At 58.2% G+C, this 16,968-nt stretch carries 12 protein-coding genes and 1 tRNA gene; 4 read left to right on the top strand and 9 right to left on the bottom strand.

Annotated features, from left to right (window positions below; translation table 11 throughout):
* Nucleotides 1-63 precede the first annotated feature (63 nt).
* A tRNA-Thr gene (locus BQ5379_RS08010) sits at nt 64-136 on the top strand.
* 223 nt (nt 137-359) lie between these two features.
* Here the strand turns inward: BQ5379_RS08010 and BQ5379_RS08005 are convergent.
* The 6 genes from BQ5379_RS08005 to BQ5379_RS07980 all read right to left on the bottom strand — a co-directional run bounded on the left by BQ5379_RS08005 (nt 360) and on the right by BQ5379_RS07980 (nt 7,147).
* The gene (locus BQ5379_RS08005) at nt 360-1,157 is read right to left on the bottom strand and encodes a LytR/AlgR family response regulator transcription factor (RefSeq protein WP_071134949.1); all 798 of its coding nucleotides are present in this window, start codon (nt 1,155-1,157) and stop codon (nt 360-362) included.
* A gap of 1 nt (nt 1,158) precedes the next feature.
* Complete coding sequence (locus tag BQ5379_RS08000; protein WP_235846046.1) at nt 1,159-2,214, bottom strand: sensor histidine kinase; 1,056 nt, start codon at nt 2,212-2,214, stop codon at nt 1,159-1,161.
* Between the two features lie 132 nt (nt 2,215-2,346).
* A complete protein-coding gene (locus tag BQ5379_RS07995; protein ID WP_071134947.1) occupies nt 2,347-3,567 on the bottom strand; it encodes an ABC transporter permease in 1,221 nt (406 codons plus the stop codon).
* Nucleotides 3,568-3,584: 17 nt separating this feature from the next.
* Entirely contained in the window at nt 3,585-4,328 is a 744-nt protein-coding gene (locus BQ5379_RS07990) for an ABC transporter ATP-binding protein (protein WP_071134946.1), read from the bottom strand.
* Nucleotides 4,329-4,455: 127 nt separating this feature from the next.
* The gene (locus tag BQ5379_RS07985; RefSeq protein ID WP_071134945.1) at nt 4,456-5,622 is read right to left on the bottom strand and encodes an efflux RND transporter periplasmic adaptor subunit; all 1,167 of its coding nucleotides are present in this window, start codon (nt 5,620-5,622) and stop codon (nt 4,456-4,458) included.
* Nucleotides 5,623-5,854: 232 nt separating this feature from the next.
* Nucleotides 5,855-7,147: a TolC family protein gene (locus BQ5379_RS07980; RefSeq protein WP_071134944.1), complete on the bottom strand. Its 1,293-nt coding sequence runs from the start codon at nt 7,145-7,147 to the stop codon at nt 5,855-5,857.
* Nucleotides 7,148-7,485: 338 nt separating this feature from the next.
* Here BQ5379_RS07980 and BQ5379_RS07975 point away from each other — a divergent pair, with 338 nt between their 5' ends.
* Nucleotides 7,486-8,700, top strand: a complete 1,215-nt coding sequence (locus BQ5379_RS07975) for a BACON domain-containing protein (protein ID WP_071134943.1) — start codon at nt 7,486-7,488, stop codon at nt 8,698-8,700.
* A 114-nt stretch (nt 8,701-8,814) separates the two neighbouring features.
* On the opposite strand, the gene nhaC is transcribed toward BQ5379_RS07975, so the two are convergent.
* The 3 genes from nhaC to BQ5379_RS07960 all read right to left on the bottom strand — a co-directional run bounded on the left by nhaC (nt 8,815) and on the right by BQ5379_RS07960 (nt 13,788).
* On the bottom strand, nt 8,815-10,314 hold the full coding sequence (gene nhaC, locus BQ5379_RS07970; RefSeq protein ID WP_071134942.1) for a Na+/H+ antiporter NhaC: 1,500 nt from the start codon (nt 10,312-10,314) through the stop codon (nt 8,815-8,817).
* Nucleotides 10,315-10,617: 303 nt separating this feature from the next.
* The gene (gene deoC, locus BQ5379_RS07965) at nt 10,618-11,466 is read right to left on the bottom strand and encodes a deoxyribose-phosphate aldolase (protein ID WP_071134941.1); all 849 of its coding nucleotides are present in this window, start codon (nt 11,464-11,466) and stop codon (nt 10,618-10,620) included.
* Nucleotides 11,467-11,655: 189 nt separating this feature from the next.
* Nucleotides 11,656-13,788 (bottom strand): S46 family peptidase, encoded by a 2,133-nt coding sequence (locus BQ5379_RS07960; protein WP_071134940.1) that lies wholly within the window; start codon nt 13,786-13,788, stop codon nt 11,656-11,658.
* A 110-nt stretch (nt 13,789-13,898) separates the two neighbouring features.
* Between BQ5379_RS07960 and purD the strand changes: the two genes are divergently transcribed.
* The gene (gene purD / locus BQ5379_RS07955; RefSeq protein WP_071134939.1) at nt 13,899-15,179 is read left to right on the top strand and encodes a phosphoribosylamine--glycine ligase; all 1,281 of its coding nucleotides are present in this window, start codon (nt 13,899-13,901) and stop codon (nt 15,177-15,179) included.
* Between the two features lie 405 nt (nt 15,180-15,584).
* Nucleotides 15,585-16,619, top strand: a complete 1,035-nt coding sequence (locus BQ5379_RS07950) for a hypothetical protein (protein ID WP_143039424.1) — start codon at nt 15,585-15,587, stop codon at nt 16,617-16,619.
* Nucleotides 16,620-16,968 lie beyond the last annotated feature (349 nt).

Below are 16,968 nucleotides of genomic sequence, written 5' to 3'. Positions count from 1 at the left end.
TTTCAATCGGAGGGCGAGTTGGGAATAAAAGAAAAATGATTATCTTTGTGGCCGTAAACGATTGCCACAATAGCTCAGTCGGTAGAGCATTTCATTCGTAACGAAAAGGTCGCCAGTTCGAGCCTGGCTTGTGGCTCTCTCAAATGAAAGCGCCTCGGTGATTCGACCGAGGCGCTTTTTGTTGTCTCCCTGCCTCCACCTCCCCACAAAAAACATCCGCCGGCTCTCTTCATTAGGAGTCGGCGGACATACTTTATCAACTGCGGGACCCGTCAATCAATACAAATTTCGCGACGTCACGCCCATGCGGCAACAGCAGAGAGGGGAAAACCACTATCCGCACAGGCCGCCGCCCCCCGCTAATTTTTCTCGCGCGAAGCCTCGCTGTCGGCAGCACCGGCACGCGGAGCGATAAACGCCCGCTGGGCCAACCGCTGCATAAACTCGTCCCGAAACGAATCGGAGATCGGGATGCGCACCTTTCCGAAGACAATCCGCCCCCGTTCGATGGTTTTCACCTCGGGCATATGCACGATATAGGAGCGGTGAACGCGGGCAAATTCGTCGGCGGGCAACTGTTCTCCCATGGTTTTCAGGCTCATCTGGGTCATCACGTGCGAACCGTCGGCCAGACAGATCCGGACATAATCCTTCACCCCTTCGATGTACAGAATATCCTCCAGCCGCACCCGCACCTGCCGGTAATCGGCCCGAACCCAGATGCTGTCACGCTTGACGTTTTCGGCCTCGGGTCCGCCGGCCGAAGTACGCAGAAACCACTCCTGCGCCTTCATGGCCGCCCGCAGGAATTCCGTGTAACTGATCGGTTTGAGCAGGTAATCCAGCGCATCCACCCGGAACCCCTCCAACGCATACTCACCGAAAGCGGTCGTAAAGATCACCTTGGTCTGGCCGTTCCCGCGTTCGGACAACAACCGCGAGAACTCTATCCCGTTCAACTGCGGCATCTGGATATCCAGAAACAGCAGGTGAATCTCCTCGTGCGTACCATCGCCGGCCCGTTCGATATACTCCAACGCCTCCAGCGCACTCCCGGCCCGCCCCGCCAACTGCAGAAACGGCGTCCGGCCCACATAATTCTCCAGCAGATCGAGCGCCAACGGCTCGTCATCCACAATCAGACAATTCAACATCATATCAATTCCGACAATTTACGGTCATCTCTGCAACAAAACAATCCCCCTCGCGTTCGGTCCGCAGGGAGTAGCGCCCGGGATAAAGCAGTCCCAGTCGCCGTCTCAGGTTCTCCAGCCCGATGCCCGAACCGCTGCGGTCGTTGTCGCGTTTCGGGAAATAGCTGTTCACAATCCGACCGTGCACCCCGTTTCCGTCGGGCGTAACGGTCAGCGAAATATCCACAAACGAAGGCGCATCGGCCGAGACTCCGTGCTTGAAGGCGTTTTCGATCAGTGTGATGAACAGCAGCGGCGCGATGGTCAGCCCCTGTGTCGCAGCAGCATCGACCATGTCGACTTTCAACCGTACGCTCGACGGCAAACGCAGGCTCATCAGCTCCACATAGCTGCGCATGAAGGCCAGCTCCTTGGCCAGCGGCACACGCTCCCCGTTCTTTTCGTAAAGCACGTGGCGCAGCAATCCGCTCAGCTGCAGCACCGCCTCCTGTGCCCGGTCGGGTCCGATCGCAATCAACGCATAAATGTTATTGAGCGTATTGAACAGGAAGTGCGGATTGAGCTGGTTGCGCAGGTTCTGCAATTCGGCCTGTGTCCGGGCCTGCTCGGCCTGCCGACGTTCAGTTTCGGTACGATACCAATTGCCGGTCACCCGGATCGCCACGCTCAGGGCCACGGTCAGCCCCAGCAACAGCATGTCGCGCAACATGAATACCGAAGCCGGCATTCGCGGTCCTCGGCCTCGTGGGGGCGGCACCTCGCCCTGCACATGAATCCGGAAAAATTCGAACCACAAGTGCATGACCAGCATGACCACCAGGATCAACACGACATTGACCACGACGAAAGGCAGGATTTTCCGCCGGAACAGCATACGATCGATCAGCCCGAAATAGTTGACGTAGAAGACGATCATGAAACACAGGGGAACCATGCAGTAACGGGCATAGCCCACCCAGTCGATCGTCGCCCGGCCCTGCGTGAACAGCAGCGGGAAACCGAACATCAACCCCCATCCGATGGTGTGGATGGCGATCATCAGGCCACGGTTTTTATTCATGCGTTCCATTTCATCTGCAAGGTACGGATTTTTGTTCATTCTCTATCCCATTAAAAGCCACATACGAACCGCCTTTCGCCGGCTGGAGCGGAAGACGGTTCGTACGAGTTATTTTTTGAGTGCCGGCTGTTTTTACTCGTACCGGATCGCTTCGATGGGGTCGAGCCTCGAGGCCTTCTGAGCGGGGTACCACCCGAAGAAGATCCCCGTCACGGTACAAACCGCGAACGACAGCACGACCGAATAGAGCTGGACGTAGACGGGCCACCCGGCGAAATACTTGATCGCCGCCGAGGCTCCAATACCGAGCAGCACTCCGATCAGACCACCCATCACACTGATAATCACCGCTTCGATCAGGAATTGCAACAGAATGTGGCGTCCTTTGGCCCCGATCGACATACGCAGACCGATCTCACGCGTACGTTCGGTCACCGACACGTACATGATGTTCATAATCCCGATACCGCCGACCAGCAGCGAGATGCCCGCAATGCAGGCCAGCAGGACAGTCATCATCTCGGTCGTCGAACTCATCATCGAACTCAACTCCTCCTGCGAGCGGATTTCGAAGTCGTCATCGTCATTCTCGCCGAGTTTGTGGCTGCGGCGGAGGATCTCGGTCAACTCATTGACCGCCTGGTCGGTCAACTCTTCGCTGATGGCCGAACAATAGATCCCCTGGAAATAGGTGACGGCCAGCATACGCTTCATGATCGTCGTGTAGGGGGCCAGAATCAGGTCGTCCTGGTCCTGCCCCATCGAGTTGTAGCCCTTCGAAACCAGCACCCCGATGATGCGGAAAGGTATTTTGTCGACCCGGATCGTCTTGCCCAGCGGATTCTCGCCATTGGGGAAGAGCTCGTCCACCACGGTCTGCCCCACCACACAAACCTTGGCGGCGGTACGGATGTCGCTGTCGGTGAACATCTCGCCCTGTCCGACCTCGTACTTACGGATGTCGAGGTACTCGGGGCTCACCCCGTAGGCGGTCGTAGGGGTATTGTTGGCCCCATAGATCGCCTGGCCGCTGTAGTTCACCGTGGGCGAGATGGCGGCTACCCAGGTGGCTTCGTTGAGCAGGGTCTGGTAGTCGGCAATCTTCAGGGTCTGCATGTCGCTGGCACTGAGCCGGACACCGGCCCCACGGTCGAATTTCGGATGGATCATGATCATGTTGGATCCCATCTCCGAAATCTGGGCCCGGATGCTCCGTTTCGAGCCCTGCCCGATGGCCAGCATCGCGATGACCGACGCCACCCCGATGATGATCCCCAACATGGTCAGGAACCCCCGGAACTTATTGTTGTTGAGCGCTCGCAGGGCGATGCGCACCAGATTCTTGTAGTTCATCGTTCTGTGTGTCAGGTTTAGTCATTCTCCTTGGGCAGCGACTCCAGCACCTCGCGGGCCGACCGGATGTTGGTGTTGGCCGTATCGGCCACCACGCGGCCGTCGCGCAGGGTGATGTTGCGGCTGCTGAACTGGGCCAGCTCGGGGTTGTGGGTCACGAAGATGATCGTCCGCCCCTCGGCATGGAGCCGCTGGAAGAGGGTGAGGATCTCGAACGACGTCCGCGTATCGAGGTTCCCGGTGGCCTCGTCGGCCAGCAGAATCACCGGATCGTTGACCAGCGCACGCGCAATGGCCACACGCTGCTGCTGACCGCCGGACATCTGGTTCGAACGGTGATTAATCCGCTCGGCCAGCCCAACGGCAACCAGTGCCTGTTCGGCCTTCTCCTTGCGTTGACGGGCCGAGTACTCACGATTGTAGAGCAGCGGCAGCTCGACGTTCTCGAGGGCCGTGGTTTTGGGCAGCAGGTTATAGTTCTGGAAAACGAATCCGATCTTGCGGTTACGCAGCGTCGCCCGGTCGTTTTTGCCCATCGTCCGGACCGAGATGCCATCGAGATAGTACTCGCCGGAGGTGGGGGTATCGAGGCATCCCAGGATATTCAGCATGGTCGATTTGCCGGATCCGCTGGTCCCCATGATGGTCACGAACTCTCCGGCGCGGATCGTGTACGACACCCCCCGAAGGGCATGGACCGTCTCGCTGCCGACCGTAAAGTCGCGACGGATATTCTCGATTCTAATGATCTCCTTTTCCATAATTGTTCGTTGATCTAGCCGTCTCTGCGACGGATAGCGCAAATCGGAGCCTGCTCTCTGCCGGAGCAGCTGCCTTTCCACCACTCAACACACTGTTTCCGGGCCGGTCAGGCTCCCTTGCGCATAACTATTTTTTCTTGTTCCCTCCGGGAGGCGTCGGCATGAAGGGGCTCTGTTCGCCGCCCATCTCCTCTTCCATCCCGTCGGCCGGAAGCTGCATCTTGAATCCCACGGCCACCGAATCGCCTTCGGAGAGCCCTTTGGTGATCTCGGTATAGATACCGTCCGTCACGCCGGTCTGTACCGGGGTTTCGGTCAACTGGCCGTTGTGGCTGACATAGACGCGACGCGGACCCGTGGTCGAAGCGGTCTGCGGTCCCATTTCGGGCGAGAAGCGCAGCGCTTTGGACGGAACGATCAGCACGTCGGGTTTCTGCACCGTATAGATAGTAACGTTGGCCGTCAGACCCGGAATCAGTTTGATGTCGGGGTTGGCTGCCGAGATCACCACTTCGTAGGTCACCACGCTCGACTCTTCGGTAGCCTGCAGACGTTTCTGGGTCACCTTCCCGGTGAAGACATCGTTCGGATAGGCGTCGACCGTAAAGCTGACGCTCTGTCCCTCCTGCACCTGTCCGATATCGGCCTCGTCGACGTCGGCAATCACACGCATCTCGCGCAGGTCCTCGGCCAGCGTGAAGAGGGTCGGGGTTTCGAAGCTGGAGGCCACGGTCTGCCCGACTTCGACCTCACGCGAAATCACCACCCCATCAATAGGCGAATAGATACGCGCATAGCCCAGATTGGTCTCGGCCTGCACCAGGTTGGAACGCGCCTGGTCGTAATCGGTGCGGGCCGTCTCGTAGGCATATTCGGCATCCTCGAAATCGGTCTCGCTGACCATCCCCTTTTCGAAAAGCCCTTTGATTCGGTTATAGTTTTTCTGTTGGTATTCATATTTGACACGGGCAGCCTCGAGGCTGGCGATACGCGAATCGAGCGTGGCCCGCAGTTCAACGGTATCGAGTTCGGCCAGCAGCTGACCGGCCTTGACAATCGAATTGTAATCGGCGTAGAGCTTGGTGATCTTACCGGAGACCTGCGTACCCACGTCGACTTCGGTAAGGGCTTCGATCGTTCCGGTGGCCGTGACGCTGTTGCTGATGGTATCCCGCTCGACGGCGACGGTTTCGTAGCTCATGCCGGACTGCTTGGGCGAGCAGGCGACAACCAAACCGGCGGCCAGGGCTGCCGCCACTACAGACCGTCCGGCTATCTTCTGATTCTTTTTCATATTGAGTGTTTGACTTTTTTGTGACTCGTGATTTATCCGCAGTGTGGTTCGATGGAGTGAGTCCCGCACTGCGGGCCGCAAACGTGGTTCCGGAAGATGAAAAACCAATGACATTAACCACTCTTTTTCCGTGAACCGCGCACCGGAGGGGCTTCGGGTACAGAGATTCGCCCCCTCCGCAGAGGAAACTGCGGCCCGCTACGGGAACTCTCGGCCTCGGTGTGGGACCGGGCTACAGTTCGATCTGACCGCCGCGATAGAATTCCAGCAACTGGAGCGACAGCACCGACTGGTACTTGGCCTGGATCAACTCCTGCTGTGCCGAGAGGTAGTTGGTCTTTTCGGTCAGCAGGTCGACCGGGTTCTTCATCCCGTAGTTGAACTGCTCCTGAACCAACCGATAACTCAGCTCGGCCGATTTGAGTTTGCCGGCAGCCGCTTCGTAACGGCTCTGGGCCGACTTGGCATCCTGCCACAGCGATTCGATCTCGGAGAGCAGGTCTTTGAGGGTCTGTTCGTGGGTCAGTTCCGACGAACGGGTGTCGAGCCGAGCCTGCTCGATGGCCGAACGGGCAGAACGCTGGTTGAAAATCGGGACACTGATATTGATCGTGGCGCTCTCGTTCAGCTGGTTGCTCAACTGGTTGAAGAACGAGTAACCGCCATTCGAGAAGTTACCGGTTCCGACGGCCGCGTTCAGCGAGATAGTCGGCATTTTTTGCCCCTTGGCAATCTTTTCGTTCACCTGCGCCGCCTCAACCTCCAGCCGGCTGCTCTCGACCTCCGGCATCACCTCCAGCGCCGTGTGATAGACCTCGGCCAGATCCGGAATGGCAGCCATCACATCCGCGTCATCAATCTCCTGGAAATCGATCTCGAACTCGTCTTCAAGCCCCAGTTCCAGCAGCTGTTTCAGCTTCAGGATAGATTGTGCGAGCGTGTTTTCGGCCACCGTACAGTCATAGACATCGCTCCAGTACTGGGCTTCGATCTGCGCGTAGTCGCTCTCCGACACGGAACCGGCCTCCAACAGGGCCTTGGTACGGTTCATCTGCGCCTCGGACGACTCGACGGTCTGCTGCATCGTCTTGAGATTCTCGTGGGCGTACAGGATCGTCAGATAGGCCTGCGTCACCGAAATCTCGATGTCGTTCCGGGCCACGGCCACGTTCAGTTCGGCCGTGCGGGTCAGGATCTCCTGTTTCTTGACCGTATTGACCAGCTGACCTCCTTGGTAGATGGTCACCCCGGCATTGAGCGAGTAACTCCCAGAATAGGCCGTACCGTCTTCCTTGCCGTGCGAGACGCCCTGACCGGTCGCAAACGAGAGGGTCGGTGTCTGCTGTGCCTTGGCCTGCAAAAGGTTCACCCCGGCGCTGCTGTCCGACACTTGTGCCGACTGCACCTGGATGTTGCGCGAACGGGCATAATCGATACATGCCCGGAGGGTCCATGGAGCGGCTTCGGCTGTCAGGCCGGTCGTACACAGCAGAAGCGTTCCGATCAGGATGCGTAGTTTGTTCATAGCGTTACATGATTCATCCGGTGCAAAACTACATTCAGCATCGGGCCTCGCACGAATAAATCAGACCTGAAGAGGGTATCTGCCGACCAATCGTCCGCTTTTGCCGACGAAAAATCCGGACAGAATCATGTTTTATTCGGGCACTCATCGTCGCACACCTCGGGAGTTACTCCATTTCTAGCTATTTTTGCGGTCAAAAGACACCCCACAGGGAAGCGTCATGCCCGTCGTCCTGCAACCCACCCGCAATCCGGCGACGGCATCGCAGTACCACGCTTTCGTTTTTTATTACCCCGCCTTTTCAAGGTACTGTGTGAAGGCCTCTAAAAAACGTATAGATGAACAGAATTTTCATCGTGTTGCTGGCAGCCCTGACCTTCTTCAGCTGCAAAAAAGAGACCTCGACCGAACCGTCCATCCAGTTGACGTCGGGTTCAACCAACCAAACGGTCTATGCCGACCAGACCTCAACCGGAACCGGACAACAGGTAAAATTCTCGACCCAGGGACCGTGGCACGCCGAAGTATCGGAAAGCATCGCCTCGAAAGCCGACTCGACCATCGACTGGGTGACCCTGAGCCAAACCAGCGGAGACGCTGCCGGAGAATACACCCTGGACATCACGCTCAGCATCAACTATTCGGGTGAAGACCGTACGGCCGTGATCCGGATCATCTGTGGCGAAAGCGTCATTACGATCACCATCGTACAGAAAGGGACCACCGAATCGGGCGAAACCCCGCTTCCCGACCCGAAAGCCGGCAAAGTGGCCAAAGAGATCATCACCTACGGTGACGAAGTAGCCGGAACCATCGACACCCACGTATGGTTCGAAAACGATGCCGAAGGACGCATCACCCAAGTGACCTACTCGGACGAAGAGGAGCCCGAAGCGCGGATACAGCAGACTTTCGTCTACGGGGCCGACACACTGACCATGACGTCGTATGACTATGAAACCTACGTCGATTCCGACGGCAATTCGACCACGCAAACCATCACTACGACCGCTTCGTACCTGATGAGCAACGGACGGCTGACCGCAGAGGTGCCCAACAGCGAGGATACTCCTCTGGCATCCTGGAGTTACAACGACGCGGGATACCTGACCCGTTTCGTCATGCCGGGCGCATATACCGACGGGACCCTTACACCTGATGGCGACCCGACCAGCGTCACGAAATACTACACGACCAACATCGACTATACCTGGGAAAAGGGATGCCCGGTGAGCATCGCCACCACCTCCAGCATCTCCTCCATGGAATCGGACGACTGGACGGCAACGTGCGAATTCGGAACACAGCCGGCAGGGGTTTCGAACTTCGACATGTTCAGCGCACTGCTGGAATCGGGCGACTGGAGCATGGCCTTCGGCCTGGCCGGTCTTCGCCCGGCCTTCCTCCCGACCAACGCCGAACTGACCACCCAAGAGGGCGAACGACAGACAGCTGTCTTCCGTTACGAGTTTGACAACGACGGCTCCGTGACCAAAGTATACCGCGACCTGAACGGAGCGGGTGAAATACTGATCATGGAGATCATCTACTAAGCCTCCCCGCCCCCACAATGGCAGGTTTCGGACCTGCCCGCAATCAAAACGGCGGAAGATTTTCCACATGGAAAATCTTCCGCCGTTCCTTTTTCATTCGAGTATTCCGCCTGACTATCGGGGGACGTTATATGTCTCCACCTCTTCGATCGCCGGATCCACAGCTTCGCCGTCCACAGGCGGCTCCCCGCGCCGTATGCCCCATCCCGACCAGGCAACGACCAGCGTCACCAGCGGACTGAGCCAGCAAAACAGCGCAAAGGGGAAATAGGTGAAGGTCGGCACACCCAGAATCGACGCCTGCGTGGCCCCGCACGTGTTCCACGGGATCAGCACTGAAGTGGCCGTACCCCCATCCTCGAGGGTTCGGCTCAGCAGACGCGACTCCAGTCCGTTACGCCGGAACGCGCCGATAAACATCTTTCCCGGCACCACGATCGACATATACTGGTCGCCCGCCGTCAGGTTGAAGAGCAGGCAGCTGCCCGTCGCGGTCGAGACCAGCCCGCCGGCCGAACGGACCCGGCTGAGAATGGCCGACGTAATCCGCTCCAGAAAATGGCCCGCCTCCATCACCCCGCCAAAGATCATGGCCGTGACGATCAGCCACACGGTATTCAGCATTCCGGCCATCCCGCCCGTTGCCAGCAGATCGTCCACCGCCGCATCGCCCGTCACCGGGGTCGTCCGCCCGTAGAGCGCACGGGTGAGCACCTCGTAACCGCTGCCGAATGTCAGCCGTCCGTCCGGCGAGAGCGATGCCAGCAGATCCTGCTGAAAGAGCGCCGCGGCCACCACGGCCAGCAGCGAACCGATCATCAGCACCGGCACGGCCGGCACCTTCTTGATAATCATGAATACGGCCAGCGCCGGAATCAACAGCAACAACGGGTGGATGCAATAGGTGGCGTCGATGGTCTGCTGGAACGTATCGACCCCCAGCACCCCGCCGTGTCCGCCGCCTACGGTCAGCGTCAGCACAGTAAAGACGATCAGTGTCAACAGAATCGAGGGGACGGTCGTCTGCATCATGTAGCGGATATGGGTGAAGAGCTCCGTACCGGTCACCGCCGAAGCCAGATTGGTCGTGTCGCTCAGCGGAGAGACCTTGTCGCCGAAATAGGCTCCGGAGATGATGGCTCCGGCCGTCATGGCCATGTCGAATCCAAGGGCATGACCGATCCCGATCAACGCAACTCCGATCGTGGCGATGGTGGACCACGAACTGCCCGTGGCAACCGAAACGGCGGCCGAAATCACCACGCAGGCCGGCAGGAAATAGTCGGGCCGCAGGATCTCCAGCCCGTAATAGATCATCGTGGGAATCACACCGCTGACCATCCAGCTTCCGGAGAGCATCCCGACCATCAGCAGGATCAGGATGGCCGGCATCGAGGTACTGATCGTATGGACCATACCCTGCATGATGTCGCTCCAGCGCACCCGGTTGTAGACGGCGATGGCGGCTCCCACGGTCGAGGCGATGAGCAGCGAGAGCTGGTTGGCACCGGCCAGCGCATCGGCATCGGTACCGAGCACGGTGCCCATAATGAGTCCCAGCAGGACGAGAATCGGAATAACGGATTGCAGAATGGTAGGTTGTCGCTGGGTCATGCGCCGAAAAGGTGTTTAGTGAAAAAATCGGAGCTGCAAAAGTACGGCTTTTTTCGTTTATATGCGGTATCGGCCCGACATTCAGCCGTTTCGGGTTCCGATTTACGCGACTTTGATTCGCCAGAAACGACCGATTGCGTTCCATCGGGCCCGCCCCTTTTCATTCGTCTTCCCCCATTCCCAACACCGCCATCCTCTGCTGAAAATTTCCGCTACCCCCCCCAAAAAAAAATAAAGATCGGCCGGGGAGCGACACTCCACGACCGACCCTTCGATATCGTTATAAACCTGGAGTCCCCGGCGCTATTCCACCAGGCAGGGAACCAGCGCGTCGACCAACCGGCTGGCACCGATACGGAACAGTTCGGGTGTGAGCCACTCGGGCCCCAGTTCCTGAGCGACGATGGTACGATAGAGCATGGCGTCCTGCGGCGTGCGGATTCCTCCGGCCACCTTGATCCCCACCTTGCGGGAGCAGGAACGCTCAAAATCGCGAATGGCCCGACACATGACCACCGCCGCAGCGGGCGTCGCCGAGATGGGCGTTTTGCCGGTCGAAGTCTTGATAAAATCGGCTCCGGCCTCCATCGCCAGCATCGATGCCCGGTAGATCAGCTCCGGATCGGCCAGCGAACCGGTTTCGAGGATCACCTTCAGCAGGGCATCGCCGTCGATCTCCTCGCGCATCATGGCCAGTTCGCTCTCGGCCAGGTCGTAATCGCCCGAGAGCATCGCCCCGACGTTGATGACCGCATCGATCTCGTCGGCTCCGTTTTCGATGGCCATCGCACACTCCAGCATCTTGACTTCCATGTAGGTCTGGCCCGACGGGAAGGCACCGCAGACGGCCGTAATCCCGATCTCCTCGGCTGGCGACCCGGCCGGCACTTCGGCCAGCGCCACCCCCACGGCATCGACCAGCGAGGGGTAGACGCACACCGAGGCCACAGGCGGCAGGCCACGATCGACAAGTTCGATGGCATGTTTCGTAAAGAGGCTCACGCTGCGGGGCGAGTCGGTCTCCCGGAGGGTCGTATAGTCGGTGCAGGCCAGACAGCCGAGCAGCCCTTCGCGGTCGGTTTCCCAGGCAGCCGCCGCGGCCACGGCCTGTTCGATTTTGCTGTTGACCAGCGTCGTATCTATATTTTTCATGACGACGACAAATTTGTACAGTTACAAAGATAGCAGAAAAGCGAAGCGTTCGCACCCCCACGCCCCGGCCGGGCGCAAAAAAAGCGACCTGTCCGCCGGACGGGACAGGTCGCTCGCAGGTAAAAACGTATGGTGTCCGCCATCCTTATCCCCACGCGTTTCGGGGTCTCGGACCGGCAGAGAACGCGCTTAGCGCACGATGGTCATTTCGTCGATCAGACGCTGCGCACCGGCATACTTGTCAATCATGAAGAGCACGTAGCGGATATCGACCGCAATGGTGCGCTGTAGGTCGGGTTCGAAGGCGATGTCGCCGCTCATAGCCTCCCAGTTGCCGTCGAAGGCCAGACCCAGCAGACGGCCGTCGGCGTCGAGCACGGGGCTGCCCGAGTTACCGCCCGTGATGTCGTTATTGGTCAGGAAGGCCACCGGCACATCGCCGTTCACGGCATAGGGGCCGAAATCCTTGGCCTTGTAAAGCTCCTTGAGCCGTTCGGGCACGATAAAGTCGGGATTTTCGGGATCTTCCTTGGCCATCACGCCCGAAAGCGTGGTGAAGTAGTTATAGAACACGGCATCGGCCGCCCAGTAGGGCAATACCTGGCCGTAGGTCAGACGCAGCGTGAAGTTGGCGTCCGGCGCCCAGGCCTTGTCGGGGTTCATCTCCATCAGACCGGCCACCCAGAGGCGGTGCCCCTCGGCAAACTTCTTGGCAGCCGGGGCCAGTGCCTGACTCGAAAGTTCGCGGGCCTTTTCGGAGATCGAAGCGGCAGCCACCACGGCCGGATCGTTGGTCCACTGTGCGCGGTCGAAGTTCTCAAGCGCGGCGTAGAAACGGGCCGTATCGGTCAGCAACGACTGGTCGGCCAGACGGGCGGCATAGCCGGCCACGTCGGAACGCACGGCCGCGAAGAACGAGGGTTCGTCGGCCGCCGAAACGCTGTCGGCAAAGATTTGCAGCATCCGCAGGGTCACCTTCCGGTCGGTCGGAGCGTTGTAGTTCTTGAAGAAGGCCTCGCCGGTTTTGCGCAGCGACTCAACGGCCTTTTTATCGTCTTGCTCGGAGGTCAGAATGCCGTTTACGGACATCCCCAGCGTATAGCCTTCGACTCCGGTGCGGAGCGCCTCGCTCATGAACTGCTGTATGCGGGCGGCGGCACGACGCTGCTGCACGGCGCTGTCGATCAGCGGCAGGGCGCGACCGTATTTGGCCTGACGTTCGGGCGAAGCGTTCACCCAGGCCGTAAACTCGGCCTGCTGGGCCGCTTTCTTGCCGCGCACGTCGAGTTTGCGCAAACCGCGGCTCTTGCCAATCGAGTTTTTCCAGTAGTTCGACGAACCGGCATATTTGCTGGCATACTGAATACGTACCTTCGGATCGGCCATCATATCTTCCCAGAGCAGTTTCTGACGTTCGCCGCGCACGAAGATGCGGATCGGGTTGTCCTGTTCGAGCACCTGGTCGATTTCATAGGTGGTCATGTAACGGTTGGTGCTGCCGGGGAAACCCATAATCATGGCATAGTCGCCCTCCTTGTAACCCTTGAGCGAGATTTCGAGGTATTTGGGCGCTTTGTAGGGAACGTTCTCTTCAGAATAGGCGGCCGGTTTGTTGTCGGGCGAGGCATAGACGCGGAAGAGCGAGAAGTCGCCCGTATGGCGCGGCCACATCCAGTTGTCGGTGTCACCGCCGAACTTGCCGACCGACGACGGCGGAGCACCCACCATACGAACGTCGGTGAACCGTTCGGTCACAAAGAGCAGGAACTGGTTGCCGCCGAACATGGGAACCACCTGTGCCCCTTTGAAGGCTTTGGCATCGCTGTTCTCCTTCACGATCTTGTCCGACGCCTTGCGGATTGCGGCGTTGCGTTCCTGTTCGGTCATCTCCGGCTTCACTTTGGCCAGCACTTCGGAGGTCACGTCGCGAATCTCACGGATAAAGGTCACGGCCAGTCCCGGGGTGGGCAGCTCCTCGGCCTGAGTGGAGGCCCAGAAACCGTTCTTAAGATAGTCGTGCTCCACGGAGCTGTGCTGCTGGATCGAGCCGTACCCGCAGTGGTGGTTGGTGGCGATCAGTCCGTTCGGCGAGATGATCTCGCCGGTGCAGCCACCGCCGAAGATCACGATAGCGTCCTTGAGCGACGTGTTGTTCAGGTCATAGATGTCTTTGGCATCGAGACGCAGTCCTTTGGCCTTCATCTGCTGGATGTTCAGCTTTTCGATGAAGGGCAGAAGCCACATCCCCTCGTCGGCCAGCGAACGCAGCGGTGCCGCCAGAGCGAAGGTCAGGGCTGCGAGCCCAAGCAGTTGTTTTTTCATCAAAGTATTTTTAGGTGTTTAATATTCAACGGGCCGGATTGTCGGCCGCGTCAAAATTACGTATCTTTGTGGTGCTAAAAAAATCCATTCCGATGAAATTACCACAGACTGTGAATATTCTGCTCCTGGGCAGCGGAGGCCGGGAACATGCTTTCGCGTGGAAAATCGCACAAAGTCCGCGTTTGGAGAAACTCTATATCGCTCCCGGGAACGCAGGAACTCGAGCCTGCGGGATCAATGTCGATCTCGACCCGTCCAACTTCCCCGCCCTCAAGCAGTTTGTACAGAATAACTACATCAACCTGGTGGTCGTGGGCCCCGAACAACCGCTGGTCGACGGCGTGAAAGACTACTTCCAGAACGATCCCGAGATTCGCCACATCCCGGTAGTAGGCCCCTCGCAGGAGGCCGCCCAGCTCGAAGGAAGCAAGGAGTACGCCAAAGCCTTCATGGCCCGCCACGGCATCCCGACGGCAGCCTACTTCACCGTCACCCGCGACAACGTGGAAGACGGCTGCATCTTCCTGGCCACCAAAGTCCGCCCGCCCTACGTGCTGAAAGCCGACGGACTGGCCGCCGGCAAAGGCGTGCTGATCCTGAACGACCTGGGAGAAGCACAAAGCGAACTCCGGGCCATGCTCGACGGTAAATTCGGCGCCGCATCGAAGAAAGTGGTGATCGAAGAGTTCCTCTCGGGCATCGAAGTTTCGGTCTTCGTGGCCACCGACGGCCAATCGTACAAGATTCTGCCTGAAGCCAAAGACTACAAACGCGTCGGCGAAGGCGACACCGGACTCAACACCGGCGGTATGGGCGCAATCTCGCCCGTTCCGTTCGCCACGCCCGAATTCATGGAGAAGGTACGCACCCGCATCGTCGAACCCACCGTGCGCGGCATCCGCGAAGACGGTCTCGACTACACCGGCTTCATCTTCATCGGCCTGATGAACTGCGGCGGCGAACCGATGGTCATCGAATACAACGTACGCATGGGCGACCCCGAGACTGAAGTGGTCATGCCCCGCATCACCTCGGATATTATCGACCTGTTCGAAGGCATCGTCCACCGGACGCTGGACGAAAAGACGCTGGAAGTAACGCCGAGAACTGCTGCCACCGTCGTATGCGTCTCGGGCGGATACCCCGGAAGCTACCCCAAAGGGCTGCCGATCAGCGGTCTGCCAACCTCGACCGCATGCCCCAGCATCGTCTTCCACGCAGGCACCGCGGCCAAGGGCAGCGAAGTGCTGACCGCCGGCGGACGCGTACTGGCCGTCACCTCGCTGGGCAACTCCATTACCGAAGCCACGGAGCAATCCTACGACACGATTTCCGGCATCGCCTACGACGGTAAATATTTCCGCCGCGACATCGGCCGCGACCTGCTGTAAGCGCCCGTCGGGTTTCCCATCCTGCGCCACCGGTGAGACACGCAAACCGAAACGACCGGAGGCGCAGGACTTTTAATTTACAGCCTCCGCGCCGTCCTCCCGTGGATCAAACACCACCGCGAAGCTACATTCCGACAGCCGGGGCAGGTTGTATAAACAGCACACCAAATAGAAGGCTAAATCGGATCTGTGCACCATAAACAGCGGTGCAGTTTGTATCCCTCCTATAACAGGAGGTGAGGTCAAGAATTGCTGTAATTCACAGATTCCGCACGCTAACGCTCGACGCTGCTACGAAAGCACGCCGGGAATCGCACCCACAGCCGCTGCGATTCACCACACAAACAAACGAATTGACGGCCGTCCCACCACGGCGTCGACAACCTATAACAGAGAACCAAGGGGATGAGTTTGGACCTTACGCGGCAAAGCCTGCTGAAGACCATATTATACTTTGTGTTGCTGGCCGTGATCTTCTGGGGAGCCGAACTGTTCCAGCCCGAGAGATCGGGTCTGGTCGCTGCCGCACACGACACCCAAATGCTCACCCCGCCGGCCGGAACTCCGCTCGGCACACTGCTCGACCAGTGGATTCGCCAAGTCCCCGGCATCGGGATCCTGCTCTCGTCGATTCTCGTCTTCATCAACTCATTCGTCGTTACGCGGCTGGTTATCCGGAACGTGATCTTTCTGGAGCGCACCTACATGCCGGCCATTATCTACCTGCTGGTCAGCTCCGGCTACTACAACTCCTACATGAGTTTCCGTCCGCTGCTCGTGGCGCTGCTGGTGCTGATTGCGGCCGAAAACATCTTCCGCAGCTACAACTACAAAGCACTCGCCACCGGTCCCTATATGGTCGTAGGCTTCACGCTCGGAGCCGCCGGAGCCATCTACGCCCCGGCGCTGTTCCTCGTTATCCTGCTGCCCATCGGTCTTCTGCTTTTCCGTCTCTTTGACCTCCGCGAATGGATTGCGGCCCTCGGAGGATGGCTTATGCCACTCTTTTTCAGCGCATACGGCGTATGGCTCGCTGGAGGAAACTTCACGGACACGATCGTCCAGTGTCGCGACGCTCTGCTGACATCAACGCCGCTACCTCCTGTCAAACTTTTCAGCAGCTTCGAATGGACCTTTATCGGGTGCGTCGTGATCCTCTTCATTCTCTCGATTATCACCTTCCTGGGACGACGTCGAGAGTACAAGCTCAAACCGTTCAAAGTCTACATCTTTTTCATCTGGATGCTGGTCGTCACGGCCTTGATTTTGGCCTTTGTACCCAGCCGCTCGCTATACCAACTGCCGATTTTGGCTATCCCGCTGGCCGTGATTATTCCGACCTACTTCAATAGCCGCAAGCCCAATTTCGTCACGAATTTTCTGTATATGCTGATGATGGGTTGCGCAGTGGTCATTCACCTTTTGCCTTTTCTGCTATAGGGCAAAATAAGCCCAAATTTCTACCGAATTATATCGGATAACCCAACCCCTTGAGTCCGCAATATTGGGCGTAGAATCATCCTAAAGCCCTAAAAGCGCATGTATTTAACGTTCACGACAGGGAGAAACTTACTCAAAAGCCAAATTCAATTCTCAGTTCCTCTGTAAAACGCAACATACAGCAAATTGCCGTTAAGGATACGGTTTATTCCTTTCAACTATCCATTCACCTCGCTCAGATTCGCTACCGGAAGAATATTACGGTAGTGATAATATTTCTCACCTAAGATTTTTATCCTCCAACCCGGGTATTACAATACACTCAATACATACCAAGCTAGCCACAGGC

The sequence above is a fragment of the Millionella massiliensis genome (assembly GCF_900104655.1).
GTDB lineage: Bacteria > Bacteroidota > Bacteroidia > Bacteroidales > Rikenellaceae > Rikenella > Rikenella massiliensis.
This window is presented reverse-complemented; position numbering and strand designations above follow the sequence as displayed.

Excerpts from the sequence above, each read along its gene's own strand:
- BQ5379_RS08005 (WP_071134949.1), bottom strand. The coding sequence starts at position 1,157 with ATGATGTTGAATTGTCTGATTGTGGATGACGAGCCGTTGGCGCTCGAT.
- BQ5379_RS08000 (WP_235846046.1), bottom strand. The coding sequence starts at position 2,214 with ATGAATAAAAACCGTGGCCTGATGATCGCCATCCACACCATCGGATGG.
- BQ5379_RS07995 (WP_071134947.1), bottom strand. The coding sequence starts at position 3,567 with ATGAACTACAAGAATCTGGTGCGCATCGCCCTGCGAGCGCTCAACAAC.
- BQ5379_RS07990 (WP_071134946.1), bottom strand. The coding sequence starts at position 4,328 with ATGGAAAAGGAGATCATTAGAATCGAGAATATCCGTCGCGACTTTACG.
- BQ5379_RS07985 (WP_071134945.1), bottom strand. The coding sequence starts at position 5,622 with ATGAAAAAGAATCAGAAGATAGCCGGACGGTCTGTAGTGGCGGCAGCC.
- BQ5379_RS07980 (WP_071134944.1), bottom strand. The coding sequence starts at position 7,147 with ATGAACAAACTACGCATCCTGATCGGAACGCTTCTGCTGTGTACGACC.
- BQ5379_RS07975 (WP_071134943.1), top strand. The coding sequence starts at position 7,486 with ATGAACAGAATTTTCATCGTGTTGCTGGCAGCCCTGACCTTCTTCAGC.
- nhaC (WP_071134942.1), bottom strand. The coding sequence starts at position 10,314 with ATGACCCAGCGACAACCTACCATTCTGCAATCCGTTATTCCGATTCTC.
- deoC (WP_071134941.1), bottom strand. The coding sequence starts at position 11,466 with ATGAAAAATATAGATACGACGCTGGTCAACAGCAAAATCGAACAGGCC.
- BQ5379_RS07960 (WP_071134940.1), bottom strand. The coding sequence starts at position 13,788 with ATGAAAAAACAACTGCTTGGGCTCGCAGCCCTGACCTTCGCTCTGGCG.
- BQ5379_RS07950 (WP_143039424.1), top strand. The coding sequence starts at position 15,585 with ATGAGTTTGGACCTTACGCGGCAAAGCCTGCTGAAGACCATATTATAC.